Below are 19,122 nucleotides of genomic sequence, written 5' to 3'. Positions count from 1 at the left end.
AGGGATGATGAGATTGAAAGAAGTAATTATCGCCACGACCAATGCCGGAAAGCTGAAGGAATTCAAAGAAATGTTGGAGCCGATTGGCTATCATGTCAAATCTCTTGCAGATATTGGATATCGTCAAGAAATTGAAGAAACCGGCCATACGTTTGAAGAAAACGCGGTTTTAAAAGCAGAAACAATCTCAAAGCAATTTCATGAAATCGTAATTGCGGACGATTCCGGATTATCTGTCGATTATTTAGGCGGCAGCCCCGGCGTCTACTCTGCCCGCTATGCGGGAGAAATGAAGGATGACACAGCCAATCTGAATAAAGTGCTGAGAGAACTGGAAGGAATCGAAAAAGAAGACCGTTCCGCCCGTTTCCGATGTGCTCTCGCCGTAAGTATCCCCGGAGAAGAAACCAAAACGGTTGAGGGAGTCGTCGAAGGTTACATTGCGACAGAACCTGTGGGCGAAAACGGATTCGGTTATGATCCAATCTTTATTGTGAAGGACAAAACCAAAACAATGGCAGAGCTGACAAGCGAAGAAAAAAACAAAATCAGCCACAGAGCTGAGGCGCTGAAGAAGCTGTCTGCCTTACTAAGCTCATAGAAGGAGAGAGGGGGAGCCGGTTTGAACATACTCATCATTAGCGACAGCCACGGGGATGAAGAAATCCTCAAGATCATTTCCGAACGCCACAAAGACGATGTTGATCTAATGCTCCATTGCGGAGATTCTGAGCTCTCACCTACCCATCCTTACCTGAAGCCTTATTTAGTTGTCAAAGGGAACTGTGACTTTGAAAAAGGCTTTGAAAAGGAACGTGTGATGCCAATCGAGGATAAAAAACTCTATTTTACACACGGGCACCTGCACGGGATCAAAGAATCCTTAATGAAAATCAACTACCGGGCCCAGGAGCTCGGAGCGGATGTCATCTGCTTCGGCCACTCCCACAACCCGGGCAGTGAATTGTTTGACGGGCGCCTATTTATCAACCCCGGCAGTATCCTGCTTCCGAGAATGCGAAAAGAACGCAGCTACGCCATTCTTTCCTACAGAGAAAATTCAGCAGCCGTTCACTTCTATGACGAAAACGGACACGAAATTAAGGATTTAAGGAATAACTTTCAGCTGGAATAAAAAAAGGTGAGGAAGAATTTTCTTCCTCATTTCACTCATAAAAAATGAAAAATGTTATTGACTTTTGATTGCATTCTTAATATAATAAATCTTGTCGCTGATAATAAGCAGATGATACATACCAATCATGTCCCAGTAGCTCAGCAGGATAGAGCAACGGCCTTCTAAGCCGTCGGTCGGGAGTTCGAATCTCTCCTGGGACGTACCAAAATTAAGAGCCAAAATCCTTGATTTTATAAGGATTTTGGCTCTTTTGCTTTTTATTTATTCATCAACCTTATAGACTTTAAAAACAGCATTTGGGGCAGGATTGGGGCAGAAAATTTTTGCTTACTTTTGAGAATTAATTTTCTTATCAAAAAATGTGTCAAAATGAGTTGCAGATTTTTGGTAAGCCTCTTCCATTACATGACCGTAAATAGACATGGTTGTATCCAATTTCGTATGTCCTAGTCGTTCCTGAATAATTTTGGCATGTACACCTTCATTTATAAGATGAGTGGCAGATGTATGCCTTAGTGAATGGAACCGAATATGCTTGATTTTATGTCTAGTTGTGAATCGTTTCCACCATTGACTAATAGAGTCGGGGCGAAGTGGTTTTCCAAACTCATTTCCAAATAAAAATAAATGGTCTTCCCATTGCCATTGTGACCCGACTTTGAATTTTTCTTGTTTCCGAATATGGATCAATTTTTCTTGTTTCCGAATATGGATCAATTTTTTTATCATATTCATTATTTGTTCTGGTACAGAAATATGTCTTTGCCGTTCATTTTTAGTAGATTTTACAACGACACCTTTTCCTTTCACTTCTGTTATAGCTTGCTCAATATATATAGAACCTTTTTCAAAATTCATATGAATGTCTTCAAGTGCAGCTAATTCTCCTTCACGTGCACCTGTGACGAATGCAAGTGATACTAATACTTGCCACCTGAAGTCAACCTTTTCTAATTTTTCAAAGATGGTTTGAATTTCTTCTTTGGTGTATACTTCACTTTTTTTATTCCGAACTTTTGGCGTATTAACGGGATCAGCTGGATTTTCTTTAATCAGCTTCCATTCCGTTGCTCTAGCAAGTAAATTGTTGAATGCCTTATAACAATTATTAATTCTAGAAGAGGAAAGAGGCCCAGGTTTTCCATCCAATCGAGCGCCGGGGCCTTGTAACAGTGTTTTAAACTCCTCTTCGGAGGCTGCTTGTAACCGGCTAATTGTCCGAGCAAGAACTTCGTCAAAATCTCCATTAAAACTTATCGCTATCTCCGATGTGAGTTTGTAAGGACCGAATCGTTCTCGAAGATCCTCTCCGTGGACACAAACACAGAGTTCCTTAAGAAATGCCTGTTCGTAGTAATTCGCCGGATCAATCGTATAGTCGTAATTTGCAACTGCTATGCCTGCATCGCGAACCAAAGAGTGATAATTTCGAGACATTGCTTTAGTAAGCGTCTTTAACTCCGTCAACTCTTCGTCACTCAACGTACCATTGAACATAACTAAAAGGTCCAGATCCGACTTAACCGCCACTGCTTCACCTAGAACATTTCTTGATTTTAAGCATTTTGAAAGGTTATTAAAAGACACTTCACATACCTCAGGGGGGTAAAGTAATATATTGTTGAGGAGGTGAAGGTTGAAATCGATTAATGTTGTTGATCAGATGGTGAAAGAAAAAGTCACCATTCAGATAAAATGAAAAATAATTTAATAAAAAGATTACATTAAATTGAAGGACAAATAAGAAAAAAATCAAGGTACTGTAAAAAAGGAGGGTTTTTTTCATGCTGAAAAAACAGGTTATATTGTCTTTAATTGCAACTCTTTTCTTAGTACTTGGTGCCTGCGCCAACGCTAATGATGAAAACACAAAAAACAATGAACACGCAGAACATGAGGAAAAAACGGAAGATATGGAAGGAATGGATCATGATAACATGAACCATTCTAGCTCAGGTGAAGTTCCTGAAGGTTTAAAGGAAGCAGAAAATCCAACCTATAAAGTTGGAAGTCATGCAATTATCGAAACAGATCACATGGCAGGTATGAAGGGGGCTGAGGCAACGATTGTAGGTGCATATGATACGACCGTTTATACGATTTCATATACCCCGACAACTGGTGGAGAAAGAGTGGAAAATCATAAATGGGTGATTCATGAAGAGTTACAAGATGCTGGTGAGGCACCATTAAAGACTGGAACAAAAGTTAAAGTAAATGCAGATCATATGGAAGGTATGGACGGGGCCACTGCTGAAATTGATTCAGCCGAAAAAACGACTGTATATATGGTTGATTTCACTCCGACTAATGGTGGCGAAGAAGTGAAAAATCATAAATGGGTAACAGAAAGTGAGCTATCGGCTAAATAAAGTTTGAACAAATTACAACCTAGCACCTATCTTCAATAAAGATGGGATAGGTGCTTAAGCTAAAGAAACCCATAATTTGTAATACATTGAAAAGATTAACCTAGTACTCAAGACTTAACAATTGTTAAGGACAAAATTTAATGTCATTCAGATTATGTTTATCGAAAGTTTTATGGCCAAATGCCTATTTTTAAATTTTTTAAAAATATTACTTTACATACCTTAGGGGGGTATAGTAATATGTAATTAAGGAGGTGATCCAATGTCAGTTAATTTAGAAAGCCTTGATCATATGGTTGAAGTCGATGAATGCTGTTCATCAGATGGTGAAAGAAAAAGTCATCATTCAGATAAAGTGAAAAATAATTTAGTATCAAGATTAAATCGAATTGAAGGACAAATTCGTGGAATAAAAGGATTAATTGAAAAAGATACGTATTGTGATGATGTCATTACTCAAATATCTGCGACTCAATCTGCTATAAATAGTGTTGCTCGAATTTTACTTGAAGGACATATGAAGACATGTGTTCTAGAGAAAATACAAGAAGGAGATACGGAAATTTTAGATGAGGTAATGGTGACCATTCAAAAATTAATGAAAAAATAAAAAAGGAGACTATGCGATATGGAAAAAATAACTCTAAGTGTACAAGGTATGTCATGTGGCCATTGTGTCCAATCAATTGAAGGTAGTGTAGGGGAATTAACCGGAGTTTCTGCTGTTAATGTAAGCTTAGATTCAGGAACTGTTGATGTGGAATTTAATCCAAATGAAGTTACCCTTGATAAAATCAAAGAAACAATCGATGACCAAGGTTATGATGTCCAATAAAAATTATAGACGTGCTGATTAAAGGCACAATTTCTTTTAACTAATAATATACTATACCTATGTATAGTATTAAGAATAAAGTTGGGTTACTTTCGTGGTAGAAGATCAAGGTTATGAGGTGGGTGAGTTAATCGCCTAACGATCATAGCTGTCATTAAGGAACTGAAATAGCGTGCTGTCTCGGCGGCACGTTTTATTCCCAAAAATATATACCCCACCAGAGTATGTGGTGATAGGAGTGAAAGGTTATGAGTGATAAAAAAGAAACAACACTTCAGATAGCCGGTATGACATGTGCTGCTTGTGCAGTAAGAATAGAAAAAGGTCTAAAAAAAATAGATGGAGTAGAGGATGCGAACGTAAATTTCGCATTAGAAAAATCAAAAGTAACCTTTGATCCGTCTAAAACAAATGTACATCAATTTAATGAAAAAGTGCAATCTTTAGGATATAAAGTAATGAGTGAGAAAGTTGAATTTGATATAAGTGGCATGACGTGTGCTGCTTGTGCTAATAAAATTGAAAAACGTTTAAATAAGTTAAATGGCGTCCAAACCGCAACGGTAAACTTTGCTCTAGAATCTGCTCTTGTAGAATATAACCCTGATGAAGTGTCGGCTGCGGATATGAAGGAAGCCATCAAAAAATTGGGCTATCGTTTAGAACTAAAGAAAGAAGCTCAAGGTGAAAAGGTTGATCATAGACAAAAAGAAATTGAAAAGCAAAAAGGAAAATTTATTTTCTCTGCGATCTTATCCATCCCTTTACTTTGGGCGATGGTCAGTCATTTTGAATTTACTTCTTTTATTTGGCTGCCTGAGATGTTCATGAATCCTTGGGTTCAACTCGCGCTTGCAACTCCAGTTCAATTTTTAGTTGGCGGGCAATTTTACGTAGGTGCTTATAAAGCATTACGGAATAAAAGTGCAAACATGGATGTTTTGGTTGCGCTTGGCACCTCTGCAGCTTATTTCTACAGTATTTACTTAAGTATTATATCAATAGGCTCTGATGCACATATGGTCGAATTATATTTTGAAACAAGTGCTGTGTTAATCACTCTTATTATATTAGGTAAACTGTTCGAAGCAAAAGCAAAGGGACGCTCATCTGAAGCCATTAAGAAGCTTATGGGTTTACAGGCGAAAACGGCTACAGTGGTAAGAGACGGGGAAGAATTGACTATACCCATTGAAGAGGTAATCGCTGGTGATATCGTCTATGTGAAACCAGGTGAAAAGGTACCTGTAGATGGAGTGATCTTTGAAGGAAGATCTGCCCTTGATGAGTCAATGATTACAGGCGAAAGTATTCCTGTCGATAAAACAGTTGGAGAGGCAGTCATAGGATCCACGATAAATAAGAACGGATTTTTAAAGGTAAAAGCAACAAAGGTGGGAAAAGAAACGGCCTTAGCTCAAATCATCAAAGTAGTCGAAGAAGCTCAAGGATCAAAAGCACCAATTCAGCGTTTAGCCGATGTGATCTCAGGAATTTTTGTCCCAATCGTAGTTGGAATAGCCATTGTGACATTTCTAGTTTGGTACTTAGTTGTAAGTCCCGGAGAATTTGCAGTAGCTCTTGAAAAGTTAATTGCCGTACTAGTTATCGCATGTCCATGTGCACTAGGCCTAGCCACTCCTACTTCCATTATGGCAGGGTCTGGCCGAGCTGCTGAATATGGAATTTTGTTTAAAGGCGGAGAGCATCTTGAAACGACTCATAGATTGGATACCGTGATCCTTGATAAAACGGGAACTGTAACAAATGGAAAACCAACACTTACAGATGTTATTCTGTCAAACGGATCTGAAGAAATGGAATTTTTAAAGTTAGTCGGTGCAGCAGAAAGAAATTCCGAACATCCGTTAGCTGAGGCAATTGTCGAGGGCATTAAAGAAAAAGGTATTGAACTAGAAACGTCTGAACATTTCGAAGCGATTCCTGGCTTTGGAATCGAATCGAAAGTTGAAGGCAAATCCTTGCTTATCGGAACGCGCCGGCTTATGGAGAAAAACAACATTAACGTTGGAGACATAATGCCTACAATGGAAAACTTAGAAAAGCAAGGTAAGACCGCAATGCTAGTCGCAATTGATCTTCAATTTGCTGGATTGATTGCCGTTGCAGATACCATTAAAGAAACCTCTCAAAAAGCGATTGAAAGGTTAAAAAAGATGGGGCTTGAGGTTGTGATGATTACAGGAGATAACAAGCAGACAGCTCAAGCTATTGCAAATGAGGTCGGTATTGACCATGTGATCGCAGAAGTTCTGCCAGAAGGAAAGGCAGAGGAAGTGAAAAAGCTTCAAAAAGCAGGAAAGAAAGTGGCGATGGTCGGTGACGGTATTAACGATGCGCCAGCGTTAGCTACTGCAGATATTGGTATGGCAATCGGTACGGGTACTGATGTAGCCATGGAGGCTGCTGATATCACCTTAATCAGAGGAGACTTAAATAGTATTGCTGATGCCATCTTTATGAGTAAAATGACCATTCGAAATATCAAGCAAAATCTTTTTTGGGCCTTTGCTTATAATGCATTAGGCGTTCCGATTGCGGCACTAGGGTTTCTTGCCCCATGGCTTGCGGGAGTCGCAATGGCATTTAGTTCCGTTTCAGTTGTGTTAAATGCACTCAGATTACAAAGGATTAAGTTAAAAGGATAATCAATCTAATAAATTGAGAGGAATGTTTTTATGAAACAAAAAACGATTTTGACCTGGGGGATTTCAGCCATTGTTTATCTCGGGTTAGTCATTGGCGGATATACAGTATATGCAAGTGTGGATAGTAATAACGGTCACACAGATACCCACTCCGCAGAAACGGCTAAAGAAGAACATACCGGTGATCATGCTAGTCAAGAAAACGATGGTGCAGATTCAGAGCATTCCGATCATGGAGCTCATGAGGAAAGCCAAGTGGCCACAAACGTAAAATATGAAAATGGTTTAATTTCCATTAATCTAAAGGATAAAGACCAAAATGCACCTGAATTAGAGATCTCTCACGAAAAAATCATGCATCTGATCATTGTGAGTGCAGACCTGGAGGATTATTACCATTTACATCCTGAGGAAAATGGGAACGGTCTTTATACTCAGAAATTCAATCTACCTGAAAACTCTTATAAAGTGTTTATAGATATTAAACCAAAAAACCTTGCTTATGAGGTGAAACCGATCGAACTGAATGTAGGTAAAGGTCATGGGATCCATGAGGACAATTCGCTGAAGCCTGATACAAACTTAACAAAAACAATCAATGAAAAGACAGTTGAATTAACAACGACAGATCTAGGAATAAACAAAGATGTTACATTGCGTTTTGATACGAAAGGGAGTACTCCAGAACCCTATTTGGGAGCTTTAGGCCACGTTGTGATTTTGGATGAAAATGGTGAGAAATTTGTCCATGTGCACCCTGCATCAGAAGAAAAGACAATATTTGAAACAACATTTGATAAACCTGGGATCTACAAAGTGTGGGGAGAATTTAAATTTGATGGCAAAGTGGGCAGCTATCCATTTGTCATAGAGGTCAAATAAAACAGGAAGAACAGGGGGAATTTTTATGAACTTAGAGGGATTTAGCAAACATCTATTAATCTGCAACGGGGCAACATGCACGAGGAATGGAGCAGAAGAAGTCACGGAGACGATTAGAGAAGAAGTAAAAAAATTAGAGTTGCAAAATGAGATTCACACAACAAAAACATTATGTAATGGCCAATGCAAACATGGTCCAATTGTTGTTCTATATCCACATGGAACCTGGTATAAGAAAATGAATAAAGAAAAAAGTGAAGAACTTATTCGTCAATTAAAAGAAGAAAGAAGTGTTAATTTAGATTCTGAACTTTACTACCATGATGGTAAAACATTTAAGAATCATGAGAGTGAACGTTAACATCTAGCGTTTTTACGACTTAAATATACAATAGTACCCTTTTTTATGATCATATACTATAGGGGAGTATCGTATAATAAATTGAAAGGTTGGAATTGAGTGAAAAGATGTTGCTGTGAAAATGAAACAATCTTAAAAAATTAATGGAGGGATGGAAATGTCAAAAACAAAGTGGCATTTAAAAGGAGAATGGTTTGATGTCTGTAGCTGTAAACTTCCTTGTCCTTGTACATTTGCACAAGAGCCTACACATGGTGATTGTCTCTTTACTTTGGTATGGAAAGTTCATAAGGGGTATTACAATGACATACAATTGGATGATTTAGGGGTGGTTGCTCTTGGTGAATTTGCCGGAAATATGTGGATAGGCGATCCAAATGCGACGATGAAGTTGATGTTCTATATCGATGAGCGTGCTGATCAACAACAGCGTGAGGCCCTTGAACAGATTTTCACTGGTAAGGTAGGCGGCTGGGCCGGAGAATTTGGCAGTCTCATTGGAGAACTACGTGGAATTGAGTATGCACCAATCAAATTTGATGCTGCAGATGACTTAGCCTATTGGCGAGCCGAGATTCCAGGTAAGGTGTCTGTTGGTGCGGCAGCTTTAACTGGACCAACAGCAGATCCAAATCGTCGAGTTCAACTGCATAACCCACCTGGTTCTGAAACAGGTCCAGGACAAATTGCCACTTGGGGAGTCGTTAAAGACGATAAGGCCATTGGATTTGATTTTTCTCATGAATATAAAGGGAAATCCAGTAAGCATATCCCTTTTGACTGGAAAGTTGAATTTTGATGAATACAGAGATCAAACAATCGTTGATTGTTCGTTTGCTAAGTACACGGACAATCGGTAACATTCCACTAGCTGCGATTCTTTTGGGAATGACAATCATAGCGTGGATGATTACACTCGATCACTATGGAAAAATGGATAGTGGTCCTGGAATGGAGCTTGGTACATTGGGATGGTACGTTGGGATGTGGGTAACAATGACGGCAGCGATGATGTTGCCTTCTGTTACACCAATGGTATTGACATTTGCCAAAGTGTCAGCTAATCGTGCCCAAAGTCATCGGATACCGATTGTACCAACATGGATCTTTCTGATAGGATATTTAATTGCCTGGGTTGCATATGGTCTAATCGCTTATGGACTTTATTGGTTCATTGCTTCTTTAGACCTTTCTTTTCTGGCATGGGATCAACAAGGACCGATCGTTGCCGGTCTCACTGTGGTTTTAGGAGGTCTTTACCAAATTACTCCTCTTAAACAAGCGTGTTTACGTCATTGCCGAAATCCTCTTCACTATGTGATAAATGGGTGGCGTGGGGGCCGGATGGGTGCGATTCGAATGGGAGTTGAACATGGATTTCATTGTGTAGGTTGTTGCTGGGGGCTGATGGTCATTTTGTTTGCAGTCGGGATGATGAATCTGTTCTGGATGGGAATTATCACGCTACTTACCTTCCTTGAGAAGATCCTACCTACAGGTGAACGTTTTTCAAAGGTGATCGGGATAGGTCTAGTTTTATTGGGATTCTGGATAATGATAGATCCAGGTAGTGTGCCATTCTTTGTAGAACCGGATACGAGTTCTAATAGTCCCTCACATAGTAAGCATAGAGAATAGTTTGAATTGCACCAGACATTCCGTGTTTTTAAAAGGGGTTAGTATATTAAAAATTTTTTTACACAACCAAAAGAAACGAAGCAAATAAATGCTGTTAAAATAAGGGCTGACAACAAAAGGTATTTACCACTTTTGTTGTCAGCCCTTTAATAAGAGAAAATCTATTGTATGTAAGGTACTGGATTGACTGCGTTAGACTTTGCTCCGTTCCATAGCCCTTTGTGTAGTTCAAAGTGCAAATGCTGACCTTGTGAATCTCCCGTATTTCCCATTGTTCCAATTCTTTGACCCTGCTCTACACGATCACCCGTGCTTACTTGCCTAGAAGACATATGGGCATATACGGTTTGATAGGTTTGTCCATTAATGTTATGCGTGATAAAAACGACATTCCCATAGCTAGAAGAATATTGAGAGCTATAAACAGTACCTGCGGCAGCTGCATAAATCGGAACATCTGAACCAGCTTGAGCAATATCTACCCCAAAATGAGTAGTTCCCCATCGAGCTCCAAAGTTTGATGTTAATGTTCCTGGAGCTGGCCTGATAAATCCTGAAGTATTGGAATTCGTGGGTTCTGAAGCTTTTGTAACAGGTTCTTCGGAAACAGACGATTGAGAAGAAGGAATATTCGTAGTATCTTTTTCATTTGATTGCTGCTTTTTTTCTTCCAAAATTCTTTTTTCTTCTGATTGCTGCTTTGCTTCTTCCGCTTTTCTCTTTTCTTCAGCTATTCGCTTTTCTTCCTCTTCTTTTTCTTTTTGTTTTCTATACGCTTCTTCCGCTTTTATCGCTTCTTCCTGACGCTTTAAAATTTCCGCTTCGTTTTCAAGAGAACCGAGTTCATCTGCAGATTCTTTTTGATCTTTTTTTACTTTCTCTAGCAATTTATTTTTTCCCTTTTGCTGTTTCTCCAATTCGGTCTTTAATGACTCAAGCTCTGTAAGGTCATTTTTTAAGTTTTCTAGCTTGCTATTTAGTTCTGCTTCTTTTTGTTTAACAAGTTCTAAATCCTTTTTATGCGCTTCAAGCAGTTCTTTATCGGCATCTACAATAGTACTTACAGCATAAATGCGGCTTATAAAATCGGAAAAACTTTGAGCACCTAAAAGTACGTCTATGTAATTTACATTCCCACCGCTTTCCTGTAACGAGCGAGCCCGATCCTGCAGCAGTTTATTTCTTTTTTTAATTCTTTTATTGATTTCTTCTATTTCTTTCTTTAGTTTTTCAATGTCTTTATTGGTTAGTTCTATTTCTTTTTCCCTGCTTGTGATTGCAGTGTTAGTAGTTACAATTTTTGTATCAACTTTTTCCAAATCGGCGTTCAAGTTCTTTTCCTGTGATTCAAGAGTGGAACGGTTCCTTTCATTCTCTATTAACTTCGATTTATTCTCAGATAGTTTGTTCTGAATACCTTCTTTTTTCTTGTCTAAGTCTTCATAAGCTAATGCATGATTTTGGGATAATGGAATGATTAATCCGGAAGAACAAACAACAGTTGCTAAACTAATCGATAAAAACTTACGCTTCAAAAAAACTCCTCCTATAAAAAATCAAAGAATTTAAGGTATACAAAAAAATATTCAACTTTAAGCAATATTTCATTGACATCTAGGACATTAAGAAATGGGGTACTCCTGTAGGGTTTATATACTACTATTCTAATAATCTGTAACATCAGTTAAATATGTATATATAATTCTCCTAATAACCAATTTAAACTGGTAACACCACAATACTTTATAGTGCATTTTTTATGGAGTTGATGTTCTTAAATTTCTACATTTTTTCTTATTATACGTCATGAATCGATTCAAAGAATATTACGTTTTTATTTCAAAGTCGGAAGACGTCGTAATAGTTCGATTTAATTAAAATTTTTTAAAACCTCCTCAAAACGGAACCCTTAATCGTTAGGATAGTTTTTCTTTTTTATCTATCTCTAGTTCGAAGATGAAAAACAAAATGATCCTGATAAAGATTAGATCTTGAAATTGCATAAAAACAGAAGCCTAACAATTATGTAGGGATTCTTAATTTATGTTCAGCTACTTTCTTATTTCATCTTCTTATATTGGGGCAGAAATGGGGCAGGAATCGAGTAATAATCAATTATTTTGAGTGAATTTCATGTCATTTAAGGTTAAAGAACGTTGATACAAAAGGCTTTGTTATCAGCATTTATCCAACCACTCAAAGAAGATCACCGACCTTCTAAGCCGTCGGTCGGGAGTTCGAATCTCTCCTGGGACGTACCAAAAATAAGAGCCAGAATCCTTTTATATAAAGGTTTTGGCTTTTTTGTTTTTTAGTTATAAATTTATCCCAATTTCATTTTGAAAAAAAGCCCTCAAAAAGGGCTCTACAATATTTGTTGGGGTAATAGAAAATTAAGCATAAAAAATACACACAAACTCCAATATCATTTACACTTGAATTGTCCGGAAACAAGAGACTACTGAAATCTATCACTCACTCAATCACTTTTTTAATCGTAACCACTCAGTAAGTTCCATCTTTTCGAATGATTCATTTACATCTAACCTGAGTGGTGCAATAAGTTCTAATGAGTTCCCATCAGGATCATTAAAATAAATTGCAGCGTGAGCTTGGGGGTCATTATCTAATACCAACGGTTGTCTGGCTGGCTCAAATCCAAAGGCTTCACTTACATCAATATTTTTTAAATGTAACCATTCTTTTGCAGAAGAAATGTTTTCTAGATCCACTTGAAAAGCTATGTGACGAATTGAAGGGTGGTAGGGAAGATTCACTTCTTCAGATTCCCATAAACCAATCCAACTTTTCCCTTTTTTAATCCACATAAAAGATACATGTTCTCCTTTGTGTGCTAAAGCTAGGCCTAATTTTTTGTAAAACTCTATGGAAGCTTCCATATCACTGACTGGCAAATGTGCCTCATATAGCCCTTTAATCATTATAACCTCTCCTTTTTATAATTGAAGGATAACATGTTTAGCAGAAGCTTATGATGACCCTCAAGAAGTAAATTCATTACTCCTTTGGATGTAGACTGCGAAGTTCGTTGAAACAACAGTAAAGGAGTCATGGGGCACGGACAAGCAAAAGAGATATTATCTCGACAATGACATCATCAAGCAGTTTAATTGTAGATCGGACAGACACGCCATGCTTCTTCAATTTTGAATTGTTCTCCTGTAAGTTCCAATAAATCATTCTTAGGTTTTGCTACTTTTAATAATTCGGGAAAATTTTGTTCCGTATAGTTTTGATGATATACTTCGTTCTTCCACCCTGTTAAAACGAGAAAGTCATTTTTTTGTTTTTGGGAGCAGGCAAATATTCCCCCAAGCATCCCTTCCGATTTTTGCATTCCTATATTCCAAACATTTTTCTGCATATCAATAAAGTGATTAATTCTATGTTCTTTAACTTGTGTCAAGGCAACTCGCATATAATTACTTATTTTAAGAACATTAACAATACTATCTACTGACCCAGGAATCCTTAACTCTTCTTGATACAAACTTACATCTAAAGATTCATAGGTACTTTCTTGCCCTAAATTTACAAAGATTTGGTCATGTTGCTCTTCCATAAATTTCTGATAATCTGTTTGATTCTCCCAAAAAGAATAGATACAAGCTGTTAATGGTTGTTCTATACTCCAACCACCAATTTGACCTAAAAAACCTTTTCCCTTACTAAGTGATTTCCATTGCTTTTGATGTTCATAAAAAATTTCTTTTTGATTTTCTGTTACCTTGCAAGAAATTTTTTTTATAATCACTAACTAAAACCTCCTATTAATAGAGCAATTTCTTAAACAATCCTGCCAGTTAGTTGAACAACTTATATTGGATTACCGTATTTTATCATTCTAACTTAAGGATATAGGTATGGGCATTGACATTGTTTTTAAGATAATCTTCTTGGAGAATTCCATAAACAGCACAGTCCTTGTATTGACTTTTGGCATTGCGAATCATATGTCTGATGATTCCTTCTTGTTCCATCCCAACTTTACTTATAATTTTTCCGGAAGCTGGATTATCGAGGTTATGTGCTGCAGATATTTTGTGAATATTCATATGCCTAAATCCAAATTCCACAACCGCTCTTAATGCTTCAGTTCCATAGCCCTGATTCCACCATTTGTATCCGAGCGAATAACTTCCCTCACAGTTTTCAGTGGCAATGTCAAAATTATATAAATCGATTTCTCCAATTAGTTCACCGCTTGTTTTAAGTTCAATAGCCCAGTAACAAAATTCTTTACTGGCATATTCACTTACAATCTTAGCGGTCCTCTTCATCGTTTCCGAAACTGTCTTGTGTGCTCCTTTGATTCGATTGTCAGTTACACGTTCGTCTGAAAGCCAATGATCAAAAACGCTTTGAGCATCTGTGAGTTCAAACTTTCTAAGGATTAATCGGTCGGTTTCTATTTTAGGTGTTCCTGAATAGTTAATCATTCTGTCACCTTCCTAAAACTGAATTTTAAGGATAAAAAATTAGAAGAAAAAATAAATTAGCTTATCCTAAAGATAACAAACCCTTAGTTCAATAAGAATTAATATTGTAGTTGAAATTCTGAAGATTAAGATCTTCAATAATCGGGCGCATTTCTGAAGGAAGAATTGTGTCCTTTCTTTGTGAATAGGGCCATTTTTTTAATAAGCAAAAGACGGTTTATGTAGACTATTAAATTCTAGATCTGAATATCTTTCAATTACTGTATAATAATCGATAAGGAGTGATATTTGAATGATAGTACAGATGAAAAGACAAGAGTTCGATTCCTTAGCTGATGAAGCCCTGTTTAATGCCTGTTTTAAACCGTTGATTTTGGATTATAAAAGTAGAATGGCTAAAGAGAATAGCTCGATGGTAAAAGAACTTTTTTATAAAGAGCTATCCACTGGACAAAAAGCGTTGTTTGTTTTTCATATGTATTATGATCATGCAATTGAATCAAAGGCCGAGTTCTATTGGTGGAGTGCCTATTTTATGGCTCAACCCAAAATTTGGTCAGCAATCAAAACTGGATTACAGTATTTTAGGGAAGAGCCCATGTATATACTCCTAGAAGAAACTGAATTAGTTCTTAAAAGATATAATTGTCCTAATACTTTAGAGAAGTTTGCTGTTACACGTGAGGATCTAGACAGTAATAGGGAACCAAAATATACAGTTGGAAATTGGTGTTGTTTAAGAACGTGTCAGAGTGGACTGTGAGGAGTTTTACGACGAATTTGTTTTTAGGAACTACTCTGAACGACATAACTTTTCTTTTAGGAGGGAACAACATGGAAGTTTTTGTGAAATATTTAGCTGGTATCGATCACCCCGACAACCGCGGTCGAACAGAGGGAATTTTGGCGTGGGTTGCTAATAAATTCCCAAATTTGGAAGCGCAAATTAAGTGGAATACGCCAATGTTTTCCGATCACGGCACATTTATCATCGGCTTTTCCACAGCGAAGCATCATTTGAGCGTTTCACCCGAAGAAGTTGTCATTGCGCACTTTGCCGATGACATTGCACAAGCTGGGTACAGCGCTACCAAAGGCTTGTTTCGAATTCCCTGGAATGAGCCGGTAAATTACGAATTGCTTGAGAAAATGATTGAATTTAATATTCAGGATAAAGCAGACTGTTCAACTTTTTGGCGGGAATGATTCATGGTTGATGAATATTCAAGTAAAGCCTATAAGTCACTGAAAGAATTGAAGAAATTGAGAATTTTCATTTTTGCTGTCAGCTGATCGAAAAATTGAAGAGGGGTGTTCCTTGATGACAAATAGTAGAATGAATCCTAAGGTTGATGAATTTTTAAGTAAAGCTAAAAAGTGGAAGGAAGAATATGAGAAGTTGAGAAATATCGTTCTTGACTGTGAGCTCACCGAAGAATTTAAGTGGATGCATCCTTGTTACACGTTTGAGAAAAAAAACATAGTTTTAATACATGGATTTAAAGAATATTGTGCGCTTCTGTTTCACAAAGGTGCCTTGTTACAGGATACCCATGGGATTCTAATCCAACAAACGGAGAATGTACAGGCGGCGCGCCAGATTCGGTTCACAAATGTTCAAGAAATAGTTGAAATGGAAACAATCTTGAAAGCCTATATTTATGAAGCCATTGAAGTTGAAAAAGCCGGTTTGGAAGTGAATTATAAAAAGAATACAGAATTCATAATTCCTGAAGAACTTCAAAATAAATTCGATGAAATCCCTGCCTTGAAAACTGCTTTTGAAGCATTAACGCCGGGACGGCAAAGAGCATACATTCTTTATTTTTCGGGGCCCAAACAATCCAAAACTCGGGTGTCAAGGGTTGAAAAATGTATGCAGAAAATTCTCAATGGAAAGGGATTAAATGATTAGTATATTCGATGAGAAAATAAGTTAATCAAACTTTAAGAAATTACCTCAGTTTTGCGTTCATTCGAACTCCTTTTTGGATCGCAAGTAACACTCAATCAAATAATTTAAAATAAAAAAAACAAAAAAGTGCTCCTTAGAGTATAAGCAAGCTTACGCATACGTTTGCCGCGGACCGTATACATTAAAAAAATGACGACTGTGACTAGAAGCCCCTTCTTTACATAAGCAAAGCAAAGGTGCTCATCCAGTGATTTTGTGGTAGCAAAGCACCAAACGGTGAATAGACGGATCTCTAAGCAACCTGTTCTTTCTTTCAGTGTATGGATGTTTGGTGTTTTTTTCATATATTTCGGAAGTAGAAGAAAAAACTTTTCTTTGATAGCGATAAGCCAACTCTAAAATAATTCGTGTAATGTCCTCAATATTTCCTACCATAACTTTCAATTGATCATCAACCGTATTTTTTACACCTAACATACAGCTGCCATTTGATAGATCATATCACTATTTCGTATAAGTTAATCCATGAGCTCTCTGTTAAGCACCGATCCTTCATGATAGGTGAAACATGGAGGCTTCATTACATCCTGTAAATACTCTTTCGTTTTCCGTCAGATCAGTTAACGACAATATCAACGGTATACCCCTTCTCTAGTAAATGTTCTGTAAGGTGGGAACCTATAAATCCTGCTCCACCTGTAATTTATTCAACCTCATACAGCCCACTCTCCTTTTTACACAGAGTCATTTAAAGTTGGAAGAAATAAATTTCTTTTATCGATGATATAAGAAGCAGAAGAATAAATCTTTTCATATGGAAGATCACTGTGATCCGTTAAAACCACGGCGATATCGTATTGAGAAGAGGAGAGGGACTCTTCATCAATTGAATGATATGGTTTTGAATCAATAAAAATAGAAGGAACATGAGGGTCATAAAAATCGACGTGAAATCCATCTGCCTGTAAAAGTTTTATAATAGGGAGAGCAGCTGATTCTCGAACATCATTTACGTCTTTTTTATAAGCCACACCAACTAGAAGAACTGAAGGAGATTGATGTATTGTCTTGGATGATAGGCTGCCTTTTATTTTATTTGTGACATAAGTGGGCATCATTTTATTAATTTCGTCTGAGAGCTTAATGAATGGCGTTTCATGCTCGTACTCTTTTGCTTTCCATGCAAGATACAAAGGATCGACTGGAATGCAATGGCCGCCAATTCCCGCACTAGGAGTGTAGCGGGTAAATCCGTATGGTTTTGTGCTGGCTGCATCGATCACTTCGTGTATATCAATATTCATTTTCTCACAAAGTATTGCAAAATCATTAATAAAGGAGATATTTATGAAGCGTTGCGAATTCTCAAGCAATTTTGTCATCTCCGCGGTTCGTGTCGAGGATACTTCAAACACGTCATCAAATACGCTTTGATAGATTTGGCTAGCTTTTTCCAAGCACTTTGGTGTCATCCCTCCTACAACCTTTGGAATTTTATTTAGTGGGACATCGCTGCCGGGATTAATCCGTTCAGGAGAGTATGCGAGATAAAAATCTTTTCCGACTTGGAAGCCCTTTTCTATAAGTTTAGGAAGTAGAAGTTCTTCCGTTGTACCTGGATACGTTGTGCTTTCCAAAGAGATCAACTGATGGTGTTTCAAGTACGGCAAAATGTTAGCAATTGCCTGTTTGATATAGGAAAGTTCAGGTTCACCTTTATTTGTTAACGGAGTTGGAACACAAATGAGAATAGCTTCAGCGCTAGTCACACCTTTTCCTGTATCATGAAGATGAAAACGTTTTTCATTAATACATTGCTTTAAATAGTCATTGTCGACATCTTGGTTTTGGACTGAACCTTGAGCGATATTTTTAAGTTTCTCTTTGTTTACATCTATACCATGCAATGTATAGCCTTTTTTCAGGAATAGTTGACATAATGGCAGCCCTACAAAGCCTAAACCAATAACTGCGATAGATTGAGGTTGGCTAGCTTTCATTTTTGGTCCTCCTTTATTGTTGCATAAAATAACTTATGAAGGAGAAAACATACGGTGTAGACACTTGTGCTCAATTAATAGAAAAATATTTGATTCGTATATATATCTGCAAGATCTAATTGCTAGAATCATAGATCTCCTATCCGTTTGTTAAAAGCAACCCTCCACGATCAATGGATCATGATTCGATTTATTAAATTAAAAATGATGATAATTACTTTGTTCTAGAGCTATGTCTACAATGTTCAATTCTTCTTTCATCAACTAATCCTCCCTAGTTATGGAGAATAGTTTAGCCTGTGTATAACAGATTACATTTTGATATTTTCTTTAAGCAAAAAAGTAATTTTCAATTTAACCCCTATAAGAAATCTTCATTTTGCCTATTTATTTGCCGCTTCTGTATGCCTTTCTCTAACCGATAAGACAAATGTGTAAATTTTTATATAGTTGATGAGTTTATCCATGCAAATAATTGATAGGGACATATTTATAATGAACGAACAATCTTAAAAGTTTATTTTCTTTCAAATTAAAGTTATCTGACTATTAGCTCTTTTTTGTGGAATTTTAATTACTTTAAACAAAAGGAATGATATAAAATGGCCAAGTGGGGGAGCTTCTCACGCAGAAGGATCAGGAACTACGGCAAGTGGATCTAATTCACATGCAGAAGGCGGCTTCACAACGGCAAGTGGTGATTCTTCACATGCTGAAGGTAGCTTCACATCCGCAAATAGGGAGGCTTCCCATGCCGAAGGTTCCAATAATACAACAGCAAATGGATTTGCTTCGCATGCAGAGGGAATATCAACAAGTACAGGTATAAATGCAAATGGTGCCCATGCCGAA

At 37.3% G+C, this 19,122-nt stretch carries 21 protein-coding genes and 1 tRNA gene; 14 read left to right on the top strand and 8 right to left on the bottom strand.

What is annotated here, in order from left to right; genetic code table 11:
• Positions 1-4 precede the first annotated feature (4 nt).
• The 3 genes from JOC74_RS18165 to JOC74_RS18155 all read left to right on the top strand — a co-directional run bounded on the left by JOC74_RS18165 (position 5) and on the right by JOC74_RS18155 (position 1,338).
• The gene (locus tag JOC74_RS18165; RefSeq protein ID WP_098945225.1) at positions 5-601 is read left to right on the top strand and encodes an XTP/dITP diphosphatase; all 597 of its coding nucleotides are present in this window, start codon (positions 5-7) and stop codon (positions 599-601) included.
• A gap of 21 nt (positions 602-622) precedes the next feature.
• Positions 623-1,135 carry a metallophosphoesterase family protein gene (locus JOC74_RS18160; protein WP_053603720.1) on the top strand — a complete coding sequence of 171 codons (513 nt, stop codon included), beginning with the start codon at positions 623-625 and terminating at the stop codon, positions 1,133-1,135.
• 129 nt (positions 1,136-1,264) lie between these two features.
• Positions 1,265-1,338: transfer RNA gene (locus JOC74_RS18155), tRNA-Arg, on the top strand.
• A 127-nt stretch (positions 1,339-1,465) separates the two neighbouring features.
• Here the strand turns inward: JOC74_RS18155 and JOC74_RS18150 are convergent.
• Entirely contained in the window at positions 1,466-2,725 is a 1,260-nt protein-coding gene (locus JOC74_RS18150) for a tyrosine-type recombinase/integrase (protein ID WP_148564327.1), read from the bottom strand.
• Between the two features lie 197 nt (positions 2,726-2,922).
• Here JOC74_RS18150 and JOC74_RS18145 point away from each other — a divergent pair, with 197 nt between their 5' ends.
• The 8 genes from JOC74_RS18145 (at position 2,923) to JOC74_RS18110 (ending at position 9,895) form a co-directional block, all read left to right on the top strand.
• Entirely contained in the window at positions 2,923-3,510 is a 588-nt protein-coding gene (locus JOC74_RS18145) for a YdhK family protein (protein WP_053603718.1), read from the top strand.
• 262 nt (positions 3,511-3,772) lie between these two features.
• The gene (locus JOC74_RS18140) at positions 3,773-4,120 is read left to right on the top strand and encodes a metal-sensitive transcriptional regulator (protein ID WP_053603717.1); all 348 of its coding nucleotides are present in this window, start codon (positions 3,773-3,775) and stop codon (positions 4,118-4,120) included.
• An 18-nt stretch (positions 4,121-4,138) separates the two neighbouring features.
• A complete protein-coding gene (gene copZ, locus JOC74_RS18135; protein ID WP_053603716.1) occupies positions 4,139-4,345 on the top strand; it encodes a copper chaperone CopZ in 207 nt (68 codons plus the stop codon).
• A 248-nt stretch (positions 4,346-4,593) separates the two neighbouring features.
• Positions 4,594-7,014, top strand: a complete 2,421-nt coding sequence (locus JOC74_RS18130; RefSeq protein WP_053603715.1) for a heavy metal translocating P-type ATPase — start codon at positions 4,594-4,596, stop codon at positions 7,012-7,014.
• A 30-nt stretch (positions 7,015-7,044) separates the two neighbouring features.
• Complete coding sequence (locus JOC74_RS18125) at positions 7,045-7,896, top strand: DUF8832 domain-containing protein (protein WP_053603714.1); 852 nt, start codon at positions 7,045-7,047, stop codon at positions 7,894-7,896.
• Positions 7,897-7,921: 25 nt separating this feature from the next.
• A complete protein-coding gene (locus tag JOC74_RS18120) occupies positions 7,922-8,257 on the top strand; it encodes a (2Fe-2S) ferredoxin domain-containing protein (protein ID WP_211086243.1) in 336 nt (111 codons plus the stop codon).
• A 157-nt stretch (positions 8,258-8,414) separates the two neighbouring features.
• Positions 8,415-9,056 carry a DUF1326 domain-containing protein gene (locus JOC74_RS18115; RefSeq protein ID WP_053603712.1) on the top strand — a complete coding sequence of 214 codons (642 nt, stop codon included), beginning with the start codon at positions 8,415-8,417 and terminating at the stop codon, positions 9,054-9,056.
• On the top strand, positions 9,056-9,895 hold the full coding sequence (locus JOC74_RS18110) for a DUF2182 domain-containing protein (RefSeq protein ID WP_053606063.1): 840 nt from the start codon (positions 9,056-9,058) through the stop codon (positions 9,893-9,895). The genes JOC74_RS18115 and JOC74_RS18110 overlap by 1 nt, the downstream gene beginning before the upstream one ends.
• A gap of 161 nt (positions 9,896-10,056) precedes the next feature.
• Here JOC74_RS18110 and JOC74_RS18105 read toward each other — a convergent pair whose 3' ends face one another.
• From JOC74_RS18105 to JOC74_RS18090, 4 genes are all read right to left on the bottom strand, one after another.
• On the bottom strand, positions 10,057-11,430 hold the full coding sequence (locus JOC74_RS18105) for a murein hydrolase activator EnvC family protein (RefSeq protein ID WP_053603711.1): 1,374 nt from the start codon (positions 11,428-11,430) through the stop codon (positions 10,057-10,059).
• Between the two features lie 948 nt (positions 11,431-12,378).
• Entirely contained in the window at positions 12,379-12,837 is a 459-nt protein-coding gene (locus JOC74_RS18100) for a VOC family protein (protein ID WP_053603710.1), read from the bottom strand.
• Positions 12,838-13,022: 185 nt separating this feature from the next.
• Positions 13,023-13,670: a YdbC family protein gene (locus JOC74_RS18095; RefSeq protein WP_053603709.1), complete on the bottom strand. Its 648-nt coding sequence runs from the start codon at positions 13,668-13,670 to the stop codon at positions 13,023-13,025.
• A gap of 85 nt (positions 13,671-13,755) precedes the next feature.
• Positions 13,756-14,355 carry a GNAT family N-acetyltransferase gene (locus JOC74_RS18090; RefSeq protein WP_053603708.1) on the bottom strand — a complete coding sequence of 200 codons (600 nt, stop codon included), beginning with the start codon at positions 14,353-14,355 and terminating at the stop codon, positions 13,756-13,758.
• A gap of 292 nt (positions 14,356-14,647) precedes the next feature.
• Between JOC74_RS18090 and JOC74_RS18085 the strand changes: the two genes are divergently transcribed.
• The 3 genes from JOC74_RS18085 to JOC74_RS18075 all read left to right on the top strand — a co-directional run bounded on the left by JOC74_RS18085 (position 14,648) and on the right by JOC74_RS18075 (position 16,270).
• On the top strand, positions 14,648-15,118 hold the full coding sequence (locus tag JOC74_RS18085) for a hypothetical protein (RefSeq protein ID WP_053603707.1): 471 nt from the start codon (positions 14,648-14,650) through the stop codon (positions 15,116-15,118).
• 71 nt (positions 15,119-15,189) lie between these two features.
• The gene (locus tag JOC74_RS18080; protein ID WP_053603706.1) at positions 15,190-15,561 is read left to right on the top strand and encodes an iron chaperone; all 372 of its coding nucleotides are present in this window, start codon (positions 15,190-15,192) and stop codon (positions 15,559-15,561) included.
• Between the two features lie 115 nt (positions 15,562-15,676).
• The gene (locus tag JOC74_RS18075) at positions 15,677-16,270 is read left to right on the top strand and encodes a YdeI/OmpD-associated family protein (protein ID WP_053603705.1); all 594 of its coding nucleotides are present in this window, start codon (positions 15,677-15,679) and stop codon (positions 16,268-16,270) included.
• 616 nt (positions 16,271-16,886) lie between these two features.
• Here JOC74_RS18075 and JOC74_RS23700 read toward each other — a convergent pair.
• The 3 genes from JOC74_RS23700 to JOC74_RS23695 form a co-directional block, all read right to left on the bottom strand.
• On the bottom strand, positions 16,887-16,952 hold the full coding sequence (locus tag JOC74_RS23700; RefSeq protein ID WP_264080188.1) for a GDP-mannose 4,6-dehydratase: 66 nt from the start codon (positions 16,950-16,952) through the stop codon (positions 16,887-16,889).
• 52 nt (positions 16,953-17,004) lie between these two features.
• Positions 17,005-18,270 (bottom strand): nucleotide sugar dehydrogenase, encoded by a 1,266-nt coding sequence (locus JOC74_RS18065; protein WP_053603703.1) that lies wholly within the window; start codon positions 18,268-18,270, stop codon positions 17,005-17,007.
• A 623-nt stretch (positions 18,271-18,893) separates the two neighbouring features.
• Positions 18,894-19,037, bottom strand: a complete 144-nt coding sequence (locus JOC74_RS23695) for a hypothetical protein (protein ID WP_245213013.1) — start codon at positions 19,035-19,037, stop codon at positions 18,894-18,896.
• Between the last annotated feature and the right edge of the window lie 85 nt (positions 19,038-19,122).

The organism is Bacillus capparidis (assembly GCF_017832095.1).
GTDB lineage: Bacteria > Bacillota > Bacilli > Bacillales > Bacillaceae > Bacillus > Bacillus gobiensis.
The sequence above is the reverse complement of the archived record's forward strand: the minus strand, read 5'-3'. Positions and strand labels throughout refer to the sequence as shown.

What these genes read in the sequence shown, in the direction of transcription:
- JOC74_RS18080 (WP_053603706.1), top strand. Translation starts at nt 15,190, where the DNA reads ATGGAAGTTTTTGTGAAATATTTAGCTGGTATCGATCACCCCGACAAC.
- JOC74_RS18120 (WP_211086243.1), top strand. Translation starts at nt 7,922, where the DNA reads ATGAACTTAGAGGGATTTAGCAAACATCTATTAATCTGCAACGGGGCA.
- JOC74_RS18145 (WP_053603718.1), top strand. Translation starts at nt 2,923, where the DNA reads ATGCTGAAAAAACAGGTTATATTGTCTTTAATTGCAACTCTTTTCTTA.
- JOC74_RS18065 (WP_053603703.1), bottom strand. Translation starts at nt 18,270, where the DNA reads ATGAAAGCTAGCCAACCTCAATCTATCGCAGTTATTGGTTTAGGCTTT.
- JOC74_RS18125 (WP_053603714.1), top strand. Translation starts at nt 7,045, where the DNA reads ATGAAACAAAAAACGATTTTGACCTGGGGGATTTCAGCCATTGTTTAT.
- JOC74_RS18110 (WP_053606063.1), top strand. Translation starts at nt 9,056, where the DNA reads ATGAATACAGAGATCAAACAATCGTTGATTGTTCGTTTGCTAAGTACA.
- JOC74_RS18100 (WP_053603710.1), bottom strand. Translation starts at nt 12,837, where the DNA reads ATGATTAAAGGGCTATATGAGGCACATTTGCCAGTCAGTGATATGGAA.
- JOC74_RS18075 (WP_053603705.1), top strand. Translation starts at nt 15,677, where the DNA reads ATGACAAATAGTAGAATGAATCCTAAGGTTGATGAATTTTTAAGTAAA.
- JOC74_RS18115 (WP_053603712.1), top strand. Translation starts at nt 8,415, where the DNA reads ATGTCAAAAACAAAGTGGCATTTAAAAGGAGAATGGTTTGATGTCTGT.
- JOC74_RS18130 (WP_053603715.1), top strand. Translation starts at nt 4,594, where the DNA reads ATGAGTGATAAAAAAGAAACAACACTTCAGATAGCCGGTATGACATGT.
- JOC74_RS18165 (WP_098945225.1), top strand. Translation starts at nt 5, where the DNA reads ATGATGAGATTGAAAGAAGTAATTATCGCCACGACCAATGCCGGAAAG.
- JOC74_RS18140 (WP_053603717.1), top strand. Translation starts at nt 3,773, where the DNA reads ATGTCAGTTAATTTAGAAAGCCTTGATCATATGGTTGAAGTCGATGAA.
- copZ (WP_053603716.1), top strand. Translation starts at nt 4,139, where the DNA reads ATGGAAAAAATAACTCTAAGTGTACAAGGTATGTCATGTGGCCATTGT.
- JOC74_RS18085 (WP_053603707.1), top strand. Translation starts at nt 14,648, where the DNA reads ATGATAGTACAGATGAAAAGACAAGAGTTCGATTCCTTAGCTGATGAA.
- JOC74_RS18090 (WP_053603708.1), bottom strand. Translation starts at nt 14,355, where the DNA reads ATGATTAACTATTCAGGAACACCTAAAATAGAAACCGACCGATTAATC.